Genomic DNA, 17,646 nt, shown 5'->3' on the forward strand with positions numbered 1-17,646 from the left:
CCCCGTTTACGGGGAGAGGTCGCCGGCAGGCGGGTGAGGGGCAGCGCCAACGGAACGGAACAAGGCGCTAATCAGATCCGAGGTGCTCGTCCTGTTCGGACAACCGTATGAATCCACGCCGCTCTCCGGCAGGGCCATCAAAGCCCCTCTTTCGCGGCCTCGGCCAGGCGGGCCGCATAGCGGGCCATGGTGTCGATCTCCAGATTGACGCGGTCGCCGACCCGGCGTTCGCCCCAGGTAGTCACGGTCAGCGAGTGATGGATCAAGAGCACGTCGAAGCGCGTGCCGTCGACCTTGTTGACGGTGAGCGAGGTGCCGTCGAGCGCGACGGAACCCTTGGGTGCGATGAACTTGGCCAGATCGCGCGGCGCTTCCAGCGTAAAGCGCACGGCATCGCCCTCCTCCTTGCGCGCAACGATCTCGGCCATGCCGTCGACATGGCCTGAAACGATGTGGCCACCGAGTTCGTCGCCGATCTTCAGCGGCCGCTCCAGATTGATCCTGGTGCCGGATTTCCAGCCCATGGCCGTCGTCAGCCTGAGTGCCTCTTCCCAGGCCTCGACCTCGAACCAGCGCGCGTTGGCGCCGCTTTCCGGCAGCGCCGTCACCGTCAGGCAGACGCCGCCGCAGGAAATCGAAGCCCCAATGGCGATCGTCTGCGGGTTATAGGCGGTGTCGATGCGCAAGCCGACGCCCTCTCTCAGCGGCTTGACGGCAGCGACGGTGCCGACATCGGTGACAATCCCGGTAAACATCAGATCCTGTCTTCTTGGTTGGCCATGATCTTTTCCGAAAACCGGTTCCCACTTTTCGGGATCATGTCTTTCAGTTTGACCATGTTCTTGTCCAAAAACCGGTTCCCACTTTTTGGGATCATGGTCTTATCCACTCGGCGTAGCTGTCTTCGCCGAAACGCATGTCGCGCAATTTGCGAAATCCTGCCGGGATATGGTCGGCGTCGATGGGCGATACAATGCCGCTCCTGCCGATCGGCTCCTGCCCCTGGAACAGCACGATGCGGTCGACCAGCCCTTCGGCGAGGAAGGCCTTGGCCACCTTGGCGCCGCCCTCGACCAGCACGCTGGCCATGCCGAGCGCTGCCAGATCCTCGAGCAGTTCCGGCAGCGCGATATCGCCTTCATATGTCTCGGTGCCGATGAAGCGCACGCCGGCGCGTTCGAGCGCGGCCCGCCGCTGCGGGTCGGCTTCGGCACAGGCGGCGACATAGAGCGGAACCCGGTCGACGCCGGCGACCAGTTTCGACGTCTCCGGCAGCCTGATCTGGCGGTCGAGCACGATGCGCGCCGGCGAGCGGTTCTCCAGCCCCGGCAACCGCACCGTCAGCGCCGGATCGTCCTCTAGCGCCGTGCCGATGCCGATCAGTACGCCGTCGGCTTCGGCGCGCATCAGATAGACTTCGCGCCGGGCGATGTCGCCGGTGATCGAGACCTGCCCCGCGCTTTCCATGCCGATCTTGCCGTCGCTGGAAAGCGCAAGTTTCAGGATCACTTCCGGACGTTTTTTCAGAGATCGAATGAGATAGCCGGCCATCTGCTCGGCGGCTTCTGCCACCAGCACCTTTTCGACCACTTCGACACCGGCGGCACGCAGGATCGCATAGCCGTTGCCGGACACGCGTGGATCGGGGTCGCTCGCAGCCCCAACCACCCGCGCGACGCCGGCATTGACCAGTGCACTGGCGCAAGGCGGGGTGCGGCCATGGTGGGCGCAGGGCTCCAATGTGACATAGGCGGTGGCGCCGCGTGCGAGCTCGCCGGCCTCGGCCAGCGCCTCGGTCTCGGCATGTGGCCGGCCGCCGACAGCGGTGACGCCGGTGCCGACGATCATCGGCCCGGTGCCGTCGTCGCGCACGATCAGCGTGCCGACGGAAGGGTTGGTCGAGGTCCGTCCGGCGTTTTTCCGCGACAGCCTCAGTGCCGCCGCCATGAAGCGGCGATCAAGAACCTCTTGCTCGGCTTGGCTGCGCCTTGCCATGCTCAGCCGGCGTCCTCTTCCTTGAGCTCGTCACCTTTCAGTTCACCCAGCACGTCGTGAAAATCCTTGGCCTCGCGGAAATTGCGATAGACCGAGGCGAAGCGCACATAGGCGACGTCGTCGAGCGACTTCAGTGCCTCCATCACCAGGCGGCCGACCTCGCCCGAGGCGACCTCGGTCTCGCCGGAGCTTTCGAGCTGGCGCACGATGCCGGTCACCGCGCGGTCGATGCGCTCGGGATCGACATTGCGCTTGCGCACGGCGATCTCGACCGAGCGCAGCAGCTTGTCGCGGTCGAACGGCACCTTGCGTCCGGACTTCTTCACCACAACGAGGTCGCGCAACTGCACCCGTTCGAAGGTGGTGAAGCGGCCGCCGCAATCGGGGCAGACGCGCCGCCTGCGGATCGCCGCGCCGTCTTCGGCGGGGCGCGAATCCTTCACCTGCGTATCTTCGGACTGGCAGTAGGGACAGCGCATGGGCAGCCTTGTGTTCGCGATTCTCGTGGAGCGAAGGCTTAGAGGTTTTTGCCGCGATGGCAAAGTATCGGGTCGCGCCTCAGAGATAGCGAGGTGCGGGGAAAATTGCCAGCATCAACGGCAATACTGGCCGATTACGGCGCGACGTCAGCAGTCGGGAACCCACATGACACGCCGAGGCTGCGATAGGCCTTGGTGAAGCCGTCCATCGATACGGTCGCGACCGGCGTGTCGGCGAATATGACGTCGAGCGCGCTGGCGCGGCGCATGGCACGCAGCAGCGCCAAGCTGATCTCGGGCTTGTTGTTCAACATCCATTTTCCGCTGGCACCGGCCATGGCATCGACGGTCGCCTTAACCTTGCCGTTGCCATCGCCGAACACCGCCGGAATGTTCTCGCCAGTCGGCAAGTCCTTGTTCTTCATGGCGATGACGAGGGTCGGATAGCCATTGGGCGGCAGTGCATCACCATTCGAGATGGCAAGCGTGAGCGTGCCGCTGGTACCGCTCGCGTCGAGAAAGGCGGTCGAGGCGACGCAGGTTTTGCGCAGATCCTCACCGGTATCGATCTCGTCCAGGGTGGTGGACCAGTTGCCGAAGGTTTCGGTCTTCGGTGCGGCCGGGGTGGGCGCAGACTGTGCCAGGGCGGCGGACGGCAAGGTGGTCAATGTGACCAGCACGCCAAGCGCGCCCAAGCCAGCGACACCGAAAATCTGCATCATCGTCAAGGCTCCTGTCCGGACTCCGTCCCCGCTGAAAAAGTGCTTCTCGTCCGCCGATAAGGGACGACACTTTGCGTGAGCTCAACCGAGATAGGGATAGAGCGGAAAACGATCCGTCAACGCGGCCACCTTCGCCTTCACCGCGGCTTCGACGGCTGCATTGCCCTCATCGGAATTCGCGGCCTTGAGCCCGTCCAGCACCTCGACGATCAGCTTGCCGATCTCGCGGAACTCGGCCTGGCCGAAACCGCGCGTGGTGCCGGCCGGCGTGCCGAGGCGCACGCCCGAGGTGACGAACGGCTTTTCGGGATCGAATGGGATGCCGTTCTTGTTGCAGGTGATGTTGGCGCGGCCAAGCGCTGCCTCGGCACGCTTGCCGGTGGCGTTCTTCGGCCTGAGGTCAACCAGCATCAGATGGTTGTCGGTGCCACCGGAGACGATGTCGAGGCCGGTTTCCTGCAGGCTGGAGGCCAGCGCCTTGGCATTGGCGGCAACGCCCTCGGCATAGATCTTGAAGCTTGGCTTCAGCGCTTCGCCGAAGGCCACCGCCTTGGCGGCGATGACATGCATCAGCGGACCACCCTGCAGGCCTGGAAACACCGCTGAGTTCATCTTCTTGGCAATGTCCTCGTCATTGCACAGGATCATGCCGCCGCGCGGGCCGCGCAGCGACTTGTGCGTGGTGGTCGTTACCACATGGGCATATGGCAGCGGCGACGGATGCACGCCGCCGGCGACCAGGCCGGCGATGTGGGCCATGTCGACCATCAGATAGGCGCCGATCGAGTCGGCGATCTCGCGAAAACGCTTCCAGTCCCAGACGCGCGAATAGGCAGTGCCGCCGGCCAGGATCAGCTTCGGCCTGGTCTCGTGGGCGGTCTTCTCGATAGCGTCCATGTCGAGCAGGTGATCGTCCCTGCGCACGCCGTAGGAAACGACCTTGAACCATTTGCCGCTCATGTTGACCGGCGAACCGTGCGTCAGGTGGCCACCGGAATTCAGGTCGAGCCCCATGAAGGTGTCGCCGGGCTGCAGCAGCGCCAAAAAAACCGCCTGGTTCATCTGGCTGCCGGAATTCGGCTGGACGTTGGCGAAGTTGCAGCCGAACAGTTTTTTAGCGCGCTCGATGGCCAGGTCCTCGGCCACGTCGACGAACTGGCAGCCGCCATAGTAGCGCTTGCCGGGATAGCCCTCGGCGTATTTGTTGGTCATGACCGACCCCTGCGCTTCCAGCACGGCGCGGGAGACGATGTTTTCCGATGCGATCAGCTCGATCTCGTGGCGCTGGCGGCCGAGTTCGTTGCGGATCGCGCCGAAAATCTCCGGATCGGCATCGGCAAGCGTGGTTTCGAAGAAGGATTCGAATTTGTTCGACACTGCCGCTGCTGTTGCCATGCTTGAGATCCTTGTCGTCCGGGGGTCTGCCGCGCCATTAACACAGTTGCTCTCGCCCCGCCACGTTTGCGGCGCGAAATTTGCTGGTCGGATTGCGGCAGCGAGGCGAAGAGCCAACCTATTTCCTCGCCTGCCGGCCGTTCAGCAAGGCTTCGCGACGCCACCTGGGCCAGCAGAGGACTTTCACCTCCAAGTCATTGACCGGCTACCATCCCGGCCAAACGGTGCTTGCGCACCACGCGCCATGCCTGGCGCACATCAAAAAGGCCGCCTCGATGGCGGCCTTTCATCAATTCAATAACATCAGTGGCTTAGAGCGCAGAGGTGATCTGCAGCTCGTTGGCTCCGTCGAGCCCGTAGATGTCGTCGCGGAACTGCACGACGCCAGGCCCCGTCGACCAGGCCGAGATGTAGAGGAAAAAGACCGGCACCGGATTGGTGACCTGCACCGGGATGTTCTCGCCGCTCTTGATCGACGCCTCGAAATGCTGGCGGCTCCAGCCCGGCGTGTCGCGCAGGATCCAGGTGACGAGGTCGCGCACGTTCTGGACGCGCACGCAGCCCGAGGAATCGAAGCGCATCATCTTGCCGAACAGGCTCTGCTGCGGCGTGTCGTGCATGTAGACGCCGTCCGGGCTCGGGAAATTGATCTTGACCGAGGCCATAGCATTGCCGGCGCCCGGATCCTGGCGAAAGCGGTATTTCTCCGCGTCGTCGGTCGACCAGTCGACAGTCAGTGGATCGACCTCGCTGCCATCCGGTGCGAACAGCCGGATCTTGCTGTCCTTGAGATAGTTGGGGTCCTTCCGCATCAGCGGAATTATGTCCTTGCGCACGATCGAGACCGGCGCGTTCCAGTAAGGATTGACGATGATCTCGTTGATCTTGGAATCGACGATCGGCGTCTGGCGATCGATCTTGCCGACGACGGCGGTGTGGCGCAGCACGACGCGGTCGTTCTCGACCGCTTCGATCTGGGCGCCAGGGATATCGACCAATACATAGCGGTTGCCCAGCGTACCGGCGCGTTCGTTCAGCCGCTGCAGATTGGTCTGCAGCTGGCCAAGCCGGACCTGCGCCGAGACATTCATCGCCGCATAGCTATATTGGCCCAGGGTGCCGTCGGAAGGCAGTCCATGACGCGCCTGGAAGCGCTTGACCGCCGCATCTACATAGGAATCGAAGGCCTCTGAAAGGCCGGCGCTCTGCGCCAGGTCGCCCGAAACCATCAAGCGCCTGCGCAATGGCACCACGTCGGGATCGATGACGCCGAGTTGCAATTTCTTGGTGTCCGGGACCCGCTCCCAGCCGCCCTGCGCGACAATGTTCTGATACTGCGCGATCGCCTGCTCGGTGTACGCAACGGTCTGCAGGCTGACGATCGGCAGCGTCGAGGCCACCTTGCCGCCCTCGCTGGCGCGGGCGTCGAACTGGTCGTTCCAGTTGCCGCGGCCCGAGGATTTCAGGATGTCCGCGATCACGTCCTGCGCGCTGGCGCCACCGGCAACCATCGTCGCGGCCAACGCGGAGGCTCCGGAAAGGAAGAAACGGCGACTGGTTCTCATGTACGCTCCAGATAGTCCTGTAACAGTTTTTTCACCGGGCGATCCGCCCGCATGCTAGGCTCGGCCCACTCTAAGGTTGGCGCCCTTAACAATTAGCCAACCATGCCCCAATCGCTTCTGTCGAGAACGCGCCGGGCGCGACGCGCCTTCACTGAGGCGGTTGGCGGGGAGACGGATTGGCTCGCGCCGCAACATCACCCGCGTTCTCGCTTCCACCGGGAATATGGCGGCAACGTGACCCTGACCGCGATTTGGATCGGCTGGCCTCACGAAACGCAAAGACCGATGCTTTTCGGCACCGGTCTTTTGTATCGCTCCCCGACCGCGCCTGTGGCGCGGTTGCATGCGATGGACATGCTTTACATGCGATAGGCGATGGTGTCGTTCCAGAAGCGGTCGAGGCGCTGCAAGGCGCGGTTCATCTGCTTGAATTCTTCCGTGTTGATGCCGCCGACCTGCTCGATCGAGCCGACATGGCGCTCGTAGAGGCCGGCGACGACTTCCGCCACCTCACTGCCCTTCGGCGTCAGCGAGACCCGCACCGAACGGCGGTCGATGCGCGAGCGCTGGTGGTTGATGAAGCCGAGATCGACCAGCTTCTTCAGATTGTAGGAGACGTTCGAGCCGAGATAATAGCCGCGCGAGCGCAGCTCGCCGGCGGTCAGTTCCGAATTGCCGATATTGAAGAGCAGCAGCGCCTGGATCGCGTTGATATCGGAACGGCCGTTGCGGTCGAATTCGTCCTTGATCACGTCAAGCAGGCGGCGGTGCAGCCGTTCCACCAGTTGCAGCGATTCCATGTACAGCGAACGGATCGCCTCGCGGCGGTCATCGGATACGTTGGCGGTCTTCGCCGCCGGACGGGAATTGATCATTGTCTTTGCCTCTCGTTTGTCGCCTGGTGATTTTTTGTTTTTCACCTTGATCGCGACACTATCGAATACTCATAAAATTCGACTTAAACGCTAGGGCTAACAAGAGCTTACCGGTAATAGGTTTCGAAAGAGGCTTAACGAAGGGTCACCCGAACAAGGACGATTAACCTAAAGATTTAGCCAATGAATCCGGGCGGTAATTTGCCCGTACAACCGGACGCGTGGGCTATTCTTGTAGAGCATCGGTCCGATGCTCTATTGCCGGCTCCGGCGCTTCTGTATCCAGATCACCACGCGAAAGACGATGTAGAGCAGCGCCACCGCCGCATGCGAGGCGAGGATCAGCGGCCGGTGACCGAAGAGTTCGGGAAAGCCGGCATGCATGACGGTCTCGGTCGCCGCGCAGATGAACCAGATCACCGGCCCCCAGGAGGCCAGCATCCACAGACCGGCTGCGGCGAAGGGAAAGAAGACGGCGAGCGTCACCGCCGCCACCTGCCAATGCACCGGCATCAGGTCGAAGCGCCACAACGAGCCGGGATAGAAGCCGATCAGCCGGATCCAGTACAAAATCCCGAACAACAGACAGTAGCCTGAGATGACGCGCTGAAACCAGGCGAAGATGACCTCGACCGTCGAGGGCTGGAGCACGACGCGTCTCGACGTGACCTCGCTCACAGCTTGAGTTCCCGTTCGCTGAGCGGAGCGAAATAGGCTTCGACGTCGGCAGCACTGACGTCGTCGATGCCTGCCGGCCGCCATTGCGGCGTCGAGCCCTTGTCGATGATGGCGGCGCGGATGCCTTCGTAGAAATCGTGGCCGGCAAGCATGCGGTTGAGGATGCGGAACTCCATCCGCATGCATTCGTCCATCGACAGCGTCAGCCCGGCGCTGATCTCGCGCCAGGCAACATGCAGGCTGGTCGGCGAGCGGGTGCGGATCGTCGCCAGCGTCTTTGCCGCGAACGCGTCTGCGGGTGCGGCGCGCTCCAGGCTGCCGATGATGTCGCTCAGCGACGGCTGCGCGAAATGGCGAGCTATGGCTTCCAGTGTCGGACTGTCCGTTTCGCGCCGGGCCGGGACGGAAAAGCCGCGCAGCGCCGCTTCAGGGTCGCCTGTCGCAACCAGCCGGTCGAGAAAGCCGGCCTGGTCCTGCGCCTTGATCGTGTGCGTCGCCAGGCCCGACCACAAAGCGTCGCCATAGCGGATGCGGTTTCCGGTCAGGGCCAGATACATGCCGAAGCTGCCGCCGAGGCCCGGCAGCAGATGACTGGCGCCGACATCCGGGAAGAAGCCGATGCCGACTTCCGGCATGGCGAACTGGGCGTTCTCGGTCAGCAGCCGATGCGAGCCGTGGAAGGAGATGCCGACACCGCCGCCCATGACGATGCCGTCGATCAGCGCGACATAGGGTTTTTCGAACCGCGCGATGCGGGCGTTCAGCCGGTATTCGTCGGCGAAGAAATCGACCGGCGGCTTTCCCGCCCGGCCGGCCTCGTAGATGTGGAGGATGTCGCCGCCGGCCGAAAACGCCCTGCCCTCGGCCTTGACGACGACAACATCGATGCCGTCGTCGCGCTCCCAGGCGCGCAGCGCCTTGTCGAGCGCCTTGACCATGCGATGGGTGACGGCATTGAGCGCCTGCGGCCGCGTCAGCGTGACAACGCCGGCCCTGCCCGATCGTTCGAAGCGGATGTCGTTGCCGCCGCCAAAATCCATTGCCTAAGTATCCCTCCCCCGCGCCGCCGGGACTGAAGTGCTAAAGCGTGGCGCATGGCTGCGTCAATGCCAAGCCGCAATCCTGTCCGGCAACAACGGTCGGGAACTCGTATACCGTATCCAGCTTGTGCCTGGCACTATCGTGCCGCATTGGTCAGCGGCGGGGGCTCGTGTTAAAAGCCGCCAATCCGGAGTTTTGGCGATGAACAAATTCACCCCAGCAAAGCCTGCCGGCGCGCGCAGCGTCGACGAGATCACCGGCAGCCGCCGTTTGCGCCGCATGCGCAAGGCCGACTGGTCGCGCCGCCTCGTGCAGGAGAACCGGCTCTGCGTCGATGACCTTATCTGGCCGATCTTCGTCATCGATGGGAAAAATATGCGCGAACCGATCGCCGCCATGCCTGGTGTTTTCCGCCTGTCGCTCGACCTTGCCGTCAAGGAGGCCGAGCGCGCGGCAAAGCTCGGCATTCCGGCGATCGCCACCTTCCCCAATGTCGAGCTCGGCCTGCGCGACCAAACCGGCTCGCACATCCTCGATCCGGAAAACGTCATCAACCGCGCCACGCGCGCCATCAAGCGCGCGGTGCCCGAGATCGGCATCATCACCGATGCGGCGCTCGATCCCTTCACCTCGCACGGCCACGACGGCATCTTGCGTGACGGCATCATCGTCAACGACCAGACCGTGGAGCAGGTGACGGCGGCTGCCGTCATCCAGGCTTCGGCCGGCGCCGATATCATTGCCCCGTCCGACATGATGGACGGCCGCATCGGCGCCATCCGTGATGCGCTCGACGCCAATGGTTTTCAGGATGTGGCGATCATGTCCTACGCGACGAAGTTCGCCTCCGCCTTCTACGGACCCTATCGCGAGGCGGTCGGCACCGCCGGCCTGCTCAAGGGCGACAAGAAGACCTATTATCTCGACCACGCCAATTCCGACGAGGCCGTGCGCGAGGCCGAACAGGACCTCGCCGAGGGCGCCGATATGCTGATGGTCAAGCCCGGCCTGCCCTATCTCGACATCATCCGCAGGCTGAAGGACGAATTCCGGATGCCGACCTTCGCCTATCAGGTGTCGGGCGAATATTCGATGATCAAGGCGGCCGCCGCCAATGGCTGGATCGATGGCGACAAGGCGATGCTGGAATCGCTGCTCGCCTTCAAGCGCGCCGGCTGCGACGGAATTCTCACCTATTTCGCGCCCGAGGTGGCGGCGATGCTGAAGGGATGATGCGCATCTGTAGCGCCTACGTCGGGTAACATCCGTTGGTCCAAAGCGCGACATGGCCGTCGCAGAGCAATCGCTTCAGGTTTGCGCTGCCCCTCATTGCCCTGCCGGGCATTTCTCCCCGTATAGTGACGGGGAGAAAGGGGCCTTCGCAAAGGATTTCGCCAATCTCCAACGTTGCAGAAAGCGAGCCGAGGTTGCGGCCAGCCCTTCGCCCCGCCACCTCCACTCCTAAAATACCGCTTGCAAAATGCAATCGGTCTGGGTAAAAACAACTGCTTGCATTTCACAACTGGATTAGAGGGAGGTCCTCATGTCAAAGCTTCGCGTCAACGCTTTCACCGTATCTATCGACGGCTTCGGCGCCGGTCCCGGCCAGGACCTGAAAGAGCCGCTGGGCGTCGGCGGGGAAGCCCTGCACACATGGATGTTCGGCACCCGAACCTTCCGCAACATGTCCGGCGAAGATGGCGGGACCGCGGATACCGATGACGCGTTCGTAACGCGCAGCTTCGAAAACACCGGCGCGTGGATCATGGGCCGCAACATGTTCGGGCCGGTTCGCGGAGCTTGGCCCGATGACACCTGGAAAGGCTGGTGGGGAGACAATCCGCCCTACCATGTGCCGGTCTTCGTGCTCACCCACCATCCGCGGGATCCTATCGTCATGGAGGGCGGCACGACCTTCCGTTTCGTGACCGACGGCATTCACTCGGCGCTGGAAAAGGCGAAAGCCGCGGCTGACGGCAAGGATGTCCGGCTCGGCGGCGGCGTCGCCACGATCCGGCAATATCTGAGGGAAAAGCTCATCGACGACATGCATCTGGCGATATCGCCGATGCTGCTCGGCTCAGGCGAGAACCTTTTTGCCGGCATCGACATGGTCAAACTCGGCTACCGCTGCAGCGAGCAGGTGGGCACGCCGAATGCCATGCATGTCACCATCGAGCGCGATTAGGAAGTTTCGTCTGCTCTGTTGGCGAAAGCCTCGGTGCAGGCCCCTTTCTCCCCGTCACTATACGGGGAGAAATGCCCGGCAGGGCAATGAGTGGCGGCGCAATCGATCAAAGGTTAAGCTGCCGGACAGTACGCCCTCCCGCAATATGCATCAGAATAATTTTTGTCCCCATGCAGTGACATTGGGGGGCAAATTGTCGAGGTTGGCGCAGCCCCTCATCCGCCTGCCGGCACCTTCTCCCCGTATAGTGACGGGGAGAAGGGAACCATGAATCAATACTTCTCCGGAACATACAGTTCGCGCGGCAGAACCTGGCGCTCATATTCGGGATTGAAGACGCGGTCGGGCAGCGTGATCTCCTCGTGCGGCACCTCCTCATAGGGCACCTGCTTGAGGAGATGATCGATGCAGTTCAGCCGTGCCCGCTTCTTGTCGTTGCCCTCGACGATGAACCAGGGGGCTTCGGGAATGTTGGTGCGGGCGAAGGTCTCTTCCTTGGCCTTGGTGTACTGTTCCCAGCGCACGCGCGACTGCAGGTCCATCGGCGACAGCTTCCACTGCTTCATCGGATCGTGGATGCGCATCTGGAAGCGCATCTGCTGTTCCTCGTCGGTGATGGAAAACCAGTATTTGACCAGGGTGATGCCGGAGCGGACCAGCATGCGCTCGAACTCCGGCACGTCGCGAAAAAACTCCTCGACCTGGTCCGGCTCGGCGAAGCCCATCACACGCTCGACGCCGGAGCGGTTATACCAGGAGCGGTCGAACAGCACGATCTCGCCGCCTGCCGGCAGATGCGGCACGTAGCGCTGAAAATACCATTGCGATTTCTCGCGCTCGGTCGGCGCCGGAAGTGCGACGACGCGGCAGATGCGCGGATTGAGCCGCTGGGTGATGCGCTTGATGACGCCCCCCTTGCCGGCCGAATCGCGGCCCTCGAAAACCACCACCAGCTTCTTCCTGGTGTAAGCCACCCAGGACTGCAGCTTGATCAATTCGGATTGCAGCGTGATCAGGTCGCGAAAGTATTGCAGGCGATCCATCGAGGGCGGATGCGCGTTCTTGTAGATCTTGGCGATTTCCAGCGACAGCGCCGGTTCCGACATCTCCAGCTCGTAGTCCTCGTCGAGCGTGTCGGCGAGTTCCGCTTCCAGCCAGTCCCTGGCGGGAGAATTCTGTTTTGCTTCGGTCATTTATGCTGCTCCGCGTGCACGCCCGCGTCGGCCTCGGCCTGCGGGCCGAGATCGGACACCTTGAGCCGACTTGCATATAGGCCGGCAATGACGGTTTTATTGCAGCCGGCCCGCACGCCGGTCGCCCAACTCCGCGAGATGTGATCGATCAGCCTCCCTGGCACACACGACAAGCGGCTCGAATTGTCCTACAAATGCCAGGTTTCCCCGAGCAACCTTCAAAGCACCTTTTCAACGCAATCGCGAGGATCTGACATGGAATACCGCACACTCGGCCGTTCCGGGCTGAAGGTTTCGACGCTGACCATGGGCACCATGACTTTTGGCGGCGCCGGCGCATTCTCGCGGTCGGCAAGACCGATCTCGACGAGGCACGCCGGATGATCGACCTCTGCATCGACGCCGGCATCAATCTCATCGACACCGCCAATGTCTATTCGAACGGGCTTTCGGAAGAGATCATCGGCGAAGCGCTCGACGGCAAACGCAAGGGCGATGTGCTGATCGCCTCCAAGGCGCGCATGCGGATCGGCGACGGCCCCAACGATGAGGGCCTGTCGCGCTACCATCTGATCCGCGAGTGCGAGAAGAGCCTGAAACGCCTCAGGACCGACGTCATCGACATCTATTTCCTTCACGAATGGGACGGCACGACGCCGCTCGAAGAGACCATCGCCGCGCTCGACACACTCGTCAGCCAGGGCAAGATCCGCTATGTCGGCTGTTCCAACTATTCCGGCTGGCAGGTGATGAAGGCGCTGGGGGTCAGCGACCGCCAGCACCAGCCGCGTTTCGTCACCCAGCAGATCCACTACACGCTGGAAGCGCGCGAAGCCGAATATGAACTGCTGCCGATCTCGGTCGACCAGGGGCTTGGCGTGCTGGTGTGGAGCCCGCTCGCCGGTGGACTGCTGTCCGGCAAATACCACCGCGACCAGGCCACCGCCCGCCAGATCAGCGGCTGGACCGAACCGCCGATCCGCGACGAGGACCGGCTGTGGCGGATCGTCGACGTGCTTGCCCATATCGGCGAGAACCATGGCGTTTCGGCGGCGCAGGTGGCGCTTGCCTGGCTGCTCGGCCGGCCCGCGGTCAGTTCGCTGGTGATCGGCGGACGGACCGAAGCGCAGTTCAAGGACAATATCGCCGCAGCCAGTCTGGTGCTGACCGGCGATGAGCGCGCACGCCTCGACGCTGTGAGCCGCCCGCCCGTTCTCTACCCCTATTGGCACCAGCAATTCACGGCAAAAGACCGGTTTGGTCCGGCCGATCTGGTTCTTGACCGGGAAGATATCTGACAACGATCCGGATCAGGTCGAAGGTCGCCGCGGGCTTAGCCTGAGATAAAACGCCAGACCTCGGGATCAGGCTCGATCTGGCCGCTGAGCACGAAATATTTGTAGAGCACGAGCAAGCAGATCGCCTGCTCGGCCCGCTCGTCGGCGAACTTGCGGCAATAGGCGTTGGCGGCGGCAACGATGCGTTCGGCCTCAGTCGGATGGCGTTCGAGATATTGCACCCGCTCGGCAAGATCCGTGAAATCAGGTTCGAGCGGCACATAGTGAACACCAGCCACGAGTTCGCTTTCGGCGAACCATGTCTCATATGTCGGCGGCGGCATCAGGCACAGCGAATTCGAACTCATGACCCATTTCAAGTTGGTCGCCACATCGTTGCCTTCGAGCGAAATGACGTAGCGACAGCGCCGCTGCTGGTCGATGCTCAGATAAGGCTTGCGATATTCCGGCGCTGCCGTCGGTTTGGGCGTTCCGACATCGCAAAAGGGCAGATCGCGCGCAACGTCCAGATGCAAGGTCCTTATCGGGTTGTTGAGCTCGCCGCGCCACACCGCAACCGGAAGCTTGTCCGCGAAGGCTACATCGTCGGCGGGCATGTGGAAGTGGCGGAACTTGTTGAGCTTGAACAGGATCCCGTTGCTGTTGTCGCCGGCGATCGGCCGATCCTTGACGATCGACGGCATCGCTGGCACGTCGACGACGTCGCCGAATTCGAGATCGATGCGCAAATCGGGATCGAAGTAGCGGGTAAATTCCTTCAGATCGTAGTAATACATGCTCCGGCCTCTCGGTAGCCGGCTGACCGGCACGGCCCCGCCGCTCGGCGCGAAAGCGTCCTGCAATCTGTTGTAGCAGTTGAGACCCGCGCGGACCGATCCGTCCGAAAGCCTGGGCTGATCGAGCAGCCCGGCGAGCCTGCGGCGGAACAGCGCCTGCGGTGCGATATCGCGCACGGCATTGCGCGCATAGTAGAATAGTTTCTGTGCGTTTCTTTGAAGGGTGGCCATCGGTCACTTGGCGAAAAGTCGGCTTGTGATTTGCCCCCCGGTGCCTCCTACACCATTGTGCCGGCTATCTAGCAAGCAACGGAACCGTGTTCAGCCGGCCTGCCGGCTGTCTATGGAGCCGATCGCTCTTTGCGGTGTTGTGTTTGGAGCCCAATGCTCCTAGGCAGGGCTAAGAACCTTTGGGATTGTGAAAGGAAGAGATATGGCGCGAGCACCGAATTACGGTCAGGAACGCAAGGAACGCGACCGGCAGAAGGCTGCCAAAAAGGCGGAAAAGCAAGCGGCCAAGGTTGCAGCCAAGGAACGTTCGAAGCCGGAAGACGAGACCACGTCCGAGAGCGAAACGGAAACCGCAGAGTAAACTGCAGGCAATCGCTTCATAGTGACGGCGAGAAGGGAACTGGCCGCAACCTTGGCGCGCTTTCTGCAACGCCGGAGATTGACGAAACCGTTCGTGCAGGCCGCTTTCTCCCCGTCCGGTGAGAAATGCCCGGTCCACCCTCCGCAGCTGCAGCGCAGCTGCTGCGGAGGACGGGCAGGGCAATGAGGGGCAACGCGAAGCTGAAGCGATTGCCCCTTAGTAAAGGCGCACCCGGCCCGCGAGGCGGATCAGATCAGATTTCGCTGCGTCTTCAGACCGGCGCCTTGTCGCTGACGAAAACGTTCACTTCGCGGGCGGCGGCGATGAAGGCACGCCTTGCGATCATTGCCGGTTTGTCGCCGGCCAGCGCATCATGGCAGGCCTGCAGCGCTTCGCGATGCTTTGGACTGCGCTTGCCGGGCCAGTTGTTGAGGAGGTAGTCGGAAGCCTCGCGGGCCGTGCGCAAGAGCTGAGTGGTTCCCGCCGCGCCCTTGACGGTCACGGGTGTTTCAAATCGGTTGTTTTCCATCGCCGCTCTTACGCCATCGCCGCTCGCGAAGCGAGCGCGAAAGTGGTTGCCACCGCAATCACGCCGCGAAGCTGCTAATCCCCTGGCAGGCAGGCCGCGCCAGTTCTTGTGCAATGATGCCGTCGAGAGGCTGCCGGACAGGACAGACATGCCGCAAGACTCCACCCCTGCCACCCAAGGCGCCCACAATATCCATTGGCGCCGCAATCTCGCCGTGTGCTTTGCCGGCTCGTTCAGCACGCTTGTCGCCATGACTCTGCTGTTGCCCTTCCTGCCGCTTTACGTCGAGCAGCTGGGCGCCGAGGGCCACGCGGCTGTTGTGCAGTGGTCCGGCATCGCCTATGGCGCGACCTTCTTCGCCGCCGCGCTGGTCGCGCCGCTGTGGGGACGGCTTGGCGACCGCTACGGCCGCAAGCTGATGCTGGTGCGCGCCAGTTTCGGCATGGCCGTCTGCATGTCGCTGACCGGCATGGTGGAGACCGTCTGGCAATTGGTGCTGCTACGCCTGCTGATCGGTTTCGCCGGTGGCTATTCCTCGGGCTCGACCATTCTCGTCGCCATGCAGACGCCGAAGGAGCGGTCGGGCTGGGCGCTCGGCGTGCTGTCGGCCGGCATCACCGGCGGCGCTCTCGTCGGTCCCCTGCTCGGCGGCGCGCTGCCGCCCTTGATCGGCATCCGCGCCACCTTCCTGGTCGCCGGCGGCGTGATTTTCCTGGCGTTCCTGGCAACGACTTTTCTCATCAAGGAGAACCCTCGCCCGGCGACCGACAAATCGGCAACGACCGAGAAGCCGAAAGGCGGCTGGTCGCAAATCCCGGACAAGCGCCCGATCGTCGCAATGCTGGTGACCGGCATGCTGCTGAGTTTCGCCACCATGTCGATCGAGCCGATCATCGCGGTCTATGTGCAACAGATCATCGAGGACCAAAGCCGGGTCACGCTGATGTCCGGCGTGGTCATGTCGGCGGCGGCACTTGGCGCCATCCTGTCGGCCTCGCGTCTCGGCAAGCTCGCCGACCGCGTCGGTCACTGGAACGTTATCATTGCGGCGCTTGCCGTTTCGGCGCTGCTGCTGATCCCGCAGGCTTTCGTCACCCAGGGCTGGCAGCTCGTCGGCCTGCGTTTCCTGATGGGACTGGCGCTTGGCGGCCTCTTGCCCTGTATCACAAGTGTCATCCGCCACAATGTTCCGGACGGCGTCGGCGGCAATGTGCTCGGTCTGTCGATCTCGGCGCAATATGTCGGACAAGTAGCTGGCCCGCTGCTCGGCGGCTTCGTCGGCGGTCATTTCGGCATGCGCGCAGTGTTTCTCGGCACGTCGGTGCTGATGGCGGGCGGAGCGGCGTATAATTGGCTGGTCCAGTCGCGCCGCGCACGCGACATGCTGGTGCAGGCGGGCAAATCCTGACACCGTTTGCGGGCCACTTCACGGAATCCAAGCCATGAGCACAGCCGACCACCCAGCAAGCGGCATCGGCCGCATCCTCGTTTTCGCCGGCGGTCTGTGCGGCGCGGCCGGTGTGGCGCTTTCTGCCGCGGCGGCACATCTGGGCGGCGCTTTCGTCGGCACGGTCGCGTCGTTCCTGCTCATGCATGCACCGGTCTTTCTTGCCGTCGGCCTCGTTGGCGCAAACCGGATCATGCGAACCGCAAGCCTTATTCTTCTCGTCGGGCTTGTCGTGTTCTGCGGCGATCTGCTTGCCCGCGACTTCCTCGGCTCGCGGCTTTTTTCGATGTCGGCGCCGATCGGCGGCACCTTGCTCATCGCCGGCTGGCTGGCGGTTGCGGCCTCGGCGCTGAGGCGCCCGCGCTCCTGAGGCGGCTGGATTCGGCTTCCGCCAAACGACGGTCAGTCAGACGATGGCCACTCTTGCCGGCGCGCGGGCCGGACCGGCAGGTCGCGATTGTGTGCCGCCGGCTTGGCCAGGCGCCGCCGCTCCGGCCTGTCGATGGCCGGCGAGATGCCCCAATAGTTGCGATAGATCTCTTCGAACAGATGGTTGATCGGGTGCATGGCTTGGTTTCCTTTTCGATTTGCGATTTGAATCGATCCAATCGACAGGCATGAAAAAAGCGCTGCCGATCAGTTCCGCTTGCGCTCCACGAGAAAGCGCAGATCGCGGATCCAGCCGGCGCTGCCGCGGCGAGTCCGGGTCACCGGCTTCGAACTTATGCTCCAGTCGTTGCGATAGATGTCTTCGAACAGATAATTGACGGGGTGCATGGCTCGCTCGTTGCTGAATCGATCCAATGACAACACTCAATTGGATCGATTCAAAACTAGGCTTGGACCACGCTGATGTCAAGCAAAATTTGAATC

At 62.8% G+C, this 17,646-nt stretch carries 19 protein-coding genes and 1 pseudogene; 6 read left to right on the plus strand and 14 right to left on the minus strand.

What is annotated here, in order from left to right; translation table 11 throughout:
• Positions 1-137: 137 nt before the first annotated feature.
• The 9 genes from M727_RS0123080 to M727_RS0123130 all read right to left on the minus strand — a co-directional run bounded on the left by M727_RS0123080 (position 138) and on the right by M727_RS0123130 (position 8,749).
• Positions 138-755, minus strand: a complete 618-nt coding sequence (locus tag M727_RS0123080; protein ID WP_027154635.1) for a riboflavin synthase — start codon at positions 753-755, stop codon at positions 138-140.
• Positions 756-873: 118 nt separating this feature from the next.
• Positions 874-1,995 (minus strand): bifunctional diaminohydroxyphosphoribosylaminopyrimidine deaminase/5-amino-6-(5-phosphoribosylamino)uracil reductase RibD, encoded by a 1,122-nt coding sequence (gene ribD / locus M727_RS0123090; protein WP_036263101.1) that lies wholly within the window; start codon positions 1,993-1,995, stop codon positions 874-876.
• A 2-nt stretch (positions 1,996-1,997) separates the two neighbouring features.
• A complete protein-coding gene (gene nrdR / locus M727_RS0123095; protein ID WP_023798407.1) occupies positions 1,998-2,474 on the minus strand; it encodes a transcriptional regulator NrdR in 477 nt (158 codons plus the stop codon).
• Positions 2,475-2,608: 134 nt separating this feature from the next.
• Complete coding sequence (locus M727_RS0123100; protein WP_348627179.1) at positions 2,609-3,196, minus strand: hypothetical protein; 588 nt, start codon at positions 3,194-3,196, stop codon at positions 2,609-2,611.
• An 81-nt stretch (positions 3,197-3,277) separates the two neighbouring features.
• The gene (gene glyA, locus M727_RS0123105; RefSeq protein WP_027154638.1) at positions 3,278-4,591 is read right to left on the minus strand and encodes a serine hydroxymethyltransferase; all 1,314 of its coding nucleotides are present in this window, start codon (positions 4,589-4,591) and stop codon (positions 3,278-3,280) included.
• 311 nt (positions 4,592-4,902) lie between these two features.
• Positions 4,903-6,156 carry a L,D-transpeptidase family protein gene (locus M727_RS0123110; protein WP_023798410.1) on the minus strand — a complete coding sequence of 418 codons (1,254 nt, stop codon included), beginning with the start codon at positions 6,154-6,156 and terminating at the stop codon, positions 4,903-4,905.
• 359 nt (positions 6,157-6,515) lie between these two features.
• Entirely contained in the window at positions 6,516-7,031 is a 516-nt protein-coding gene (locus M727_RS0123120) for a winged helix DNA-binding protein (RefSeq protein ID WP_027154640.1), read from the minus strand.
• Between the two features lie 255 nt (positions 7,032-7,286).
• On the minus strand, positions 7,287-7,709 hold the full coding sequence (locus M727_RS0123125; RefSeq protein ID WP_027154641.1) for a DUF6163 family protein: 423 nt from the start codon (positions 7,707-7,709) through the stop codon (positions 7,287-7,289).
• Positions 7,706-8,749 (minus strand): enoyl-CoA hydratase/isomerase family protein, encoded by a 1,044-nt coding sequence (locus tag M727_RS0123130; protein WP_027154642.1) that lies wholly within the window; start codon positions 8,747-8,749, stop codon positions 7,706-7,708. The genes M727_RS0123125 and M727_RS0123130 overlap by 4 nt, the downstream gene beginning before the upstream one ends.
• Before the next feature lie 202 nt (positions 8,750-8,951).
• Between M727_RS0123130 and hemB the strand changes: the two genes are divergently transcribed.
• Together hemB and M727_RS0123140 are read left to right on the plus strand one after the other, a co-directional pair.
• Positions 8,952-9,983, plus strand: coding sequence for a porphobilinogen synthase (gene hemB / locus M727_RS0123135; RefSeq protein ID WP_027154643.1), 1,032 nt, complete (start codon positions 8,952-8,954; stop codon positions 9,981-9,983).
• A 310-nt stretch (positions 9,984-10,293) separates the two neighbouring features.
• Positions 10,294-10,938 (plus strand): dihydrofolate reductase family protein, encoded by a 645-nt coding sequence (locus tag M727_RS0123140; RefSeq protein ID WP_027154644.1) that lies wholly within the window; start codon positions 10,294-10,296, stop codon positions 10,936-10,938.
• A 272-nt stretch (positions 10,939-11,210) separates the two neighbouring features.
• Here the strand turns inward: M727_RS0123140 and ppk2 are convergent, their stop codons facing one another.
• Positions 11,211-12,131: a polyphosphate kinase 2 gene (gene ppk2 / locus M727_RS0123145; RefSeq protein WP_027154645.1), complete on the minus strand. Its 921-nt coding sequence runs from the start codon at positions 12,129-12,131 to the stop codon at positions 11,211-11,213.
• 255 nt (positions 12,132-12,386) lie between these two features.
• Here ppk2 and M727_RS37120 point away from each other — a divergent pair.
• Positions 12,387-13,429 (plus strand): annotated as a pseudogene (locus tag M727_RS37120) (aldo/keto reductase).
• 35 nt (positions 13,430-13,464) lie between these two features.
• Here M727_RS37120 and M727_RS0123160 read toward each other — a convergent pair.
• Positions 13,465-14,436, minus strand: coding sequence for a glycosyl transferase family 90 (locus tag M727_RS0123160; RefSeq protein WP_027154646.1), 972 nt, complete (start codon positions 14,434-14,436; stop codon positions 13,465-13,467).
• 202 nt (positions 14,437-14,638) lie between these two features.
• Here M727_RS0123160 and M727_RS40320 point away from each other — a divergent pair, with 202 nt between their 5' ends.
• A complete protein-coding gene (locus tag M727_RS40320) occupies positions 14,639-14,797 on the plus strand; it encodes a hypothetical protein (protein WP_084646846.1) in 159 nt (52 codons plus the stop codon).
• Between the two features lie 271 nt (positions 14,798-15,068).
• Here M727_RS40320 and M727_RS0123170 read toward each other — a convergent pair whose 3' ends face one another.
• A complete protein-coding gene (locus M727_RS0123170) occupies positions 15,069-15,326 on the minus strand; it encodes a DUF982 domain-containing protein (protein WP_023798420.1) in 258 nt (85 codons plus the stop codon).
• A 148-nt stretch (positions 15,327-15,474) separates the two neighbouring features.
• On the opposite strand from M727_RS0123170, the gene M727_RS0123175 reads away from it, so the two are divergent.
• Positions 15,475-16,734: a multidrug efflux MFS transporter gene (locus tag M727_RS0123175; RefSeq protein WP_027154647.1), complete on the plus strand. Its 1,260-nt coding sequence runs from the start codon at positions 15,475-15,477 to the stop codon at positions 16,732-16,734.
• A 34-nt stretch (positions 16,735-16,768) separates the two neighbouring features.
• Entirely contained in the window at positions 16,769-17,143 is a 375-nt protein-coding gene (locus M727_RS0123180; RefSeq protein WP_027154648.1) for a DUF423 domain-containing protein, read from the plus strand.
• Positions 17,144-17,175: 32 nt separating this feature from the next.
• Here M727_RS0123180 and M727_RS42450 read toward each other — a convergent pair whose 3' ends face one another.
• A complete protein-coding gene (locus M727_RS42450) occupies positions 17,176-17,340 on the minus strand; it encodes a hypothetical protein (protein ID WP_084646847.1) in 165 nt (54 codons plus the stop codon).
• Positions 17,341-17,409: 69 nt separating this feature from the next.
• Positions 17,410-17,550, minus strand: coding sequence for a hypothetical protein (locus tag M727_RS42455; RefSeq protein ID WP_084646848.1), 141 nt, complete (start codon positions 17,548-17,550; stop codon positions 17,410-17,412).
• Positions 17,551-17,646: the final 96 nt, after the last annotated feature.

This window comes from Mesorhizobium sp. WSM2561, assembly GCF_000513915.1.
GTDB lineage: Bacteria > Pseudomonadota > Alphaproteobacteria > Rhizobiales > Rhizobiaceae > Mesorhizobium > Mesorhizobium muleiense.

What these genes read in the sequence shown, in the direction of transcription:
- M727_RS0123170 (WP_023798420.1), bottom strand. Translation starts at nt 15,326, where the DNA reads ATGGAAAACAACCGATTTGAAACACCCGTGACCGTCAAGGGCGCGGCG.
- M727_RS0123140 (WP_027154644.1), top strand. Translation starts at nt 10,294, where the DNA reads ATGTCAAAGCTTCGCGTCAACGCTTTCACCGTATCTATCGACGGCTTC.
- M727_RS42450 (WP_084646847.1), bottom strand. Translation starts at nt 17,340, where the DNA reads ATGCACCCGATCAACCATCTGTTCGAAGAGATCTATCGCAACTATTGG.
- M727_RS42455 (WP_084646848.1), bottom strand. Translation starts at nt 17,550, where the DNA reads ATGCACCCCGTCAATTATCTGTTCGAAGACATCTATCGCAACGACTGG.
- M727_RS0123175 (WP_027154647.1), top strand. Translation starts at nt 15,475, where the DNA reads ATGCCGCAAGACTCCACCCCTGCCACCCAAGGCGCCCACAATATCCAT.
- M727_RS0123110 (WP_023798410.1), bottom strand. Translation starts at nt 6,156, where the DNA reads ATGAGAACCAGTCGCCGTTTCTTCCTTTCCGGAGCCTCCGCGTTGGCC.
- ppk2 (WP_027154645.1), bottom strand. Translation starts at nt 12,131, where the DNA reads ATGACCGAAGCAAAACAGAATTCTCCCGCCAGGGACTGGCTGGAAGCG.
- M727_RS0123180 (WP_027154648.1), top strand. Translation starts at nt 16,769, where the DNA reads ATGAGCACAGCCGACCACCCAGCAAGCGGCATCGGCCGCATCCTCGTT.
- nrdR (WP_023798407.1), bottom strand. Translation starts at nt 2,474, where the DNA reads ATGCGCTGTCCCTACTGCCAGTCCGAAGATACGCAGGTGAAGGATTCG.
- M727_RS0123130 (WP_027154642.1), bottom strand. Translation starts at nt 8,749, where the DNA reads ATGGATTTTGGCGGCGGCAACGACATCCGCTTCGAACGATCGGGCAGG.
- M727_RS0123120 (WP_027154640.1), bottom strand. Translation starts at nt 7,031, where the DNA reads ATGATCAATTCCCGTCCGGCGGCGAAGACCGCCAACGTATCCGATGAC.
- M727_RS0123080 (WP_027154635.1), bottom strand. Translation starts at nt 755, where the DNA reads ATGTTTACCGGGATTGTCACCGATGTCGGCACCGTCGCTGCCGTCAAG.
- glyA (WP_027154638.1), bottom strand. Translation starts at nt 4,591, where the DNA reads ATGGCAACAGCAGCGGCAGTGTCGAACAAATTCGAATCCTTCTTCGAA.
- M727_RS0123100 (WP_348627179.1), bottom strand. Translation starts at nt 3,196, where the DNA reads ATGATGCAGATTTTCGGTGTCGCTGGCTTGGGCGCGCTTGGCGTGCTG.
- ribD (WP_036263101.1), bottom strand. Translation starts at nt 1,995, where the DNA reads ATGGCAAGGCGCAGCCAAGCCGAGCAAGAGGTTCTTGATCGCCGCTTC.
- M727_RS0123160 (WP_027154646.1), bottom strand. Translation starts at nt 14,436, where the DNA reads ATGGCCACCCTTCAAAGAAACGCACAGAAACTATTCTACTATGCGCGC.
- M727_RS40320 (WP_084646846.1), top strand. Translation starts at nt 14,639, where the DNA reads ATGGCGCGAGCACCGAATTACGGTCAGGAACGCAAGGAACGCGACCGG.
- hemB (WP_027154643.1), top strand. Translation starts at nt 8,952, where the DNA reads ATGAACAAATTCACCCCAGCAAAGCCTGCCGGCGCGCGCAGCGTCGAC.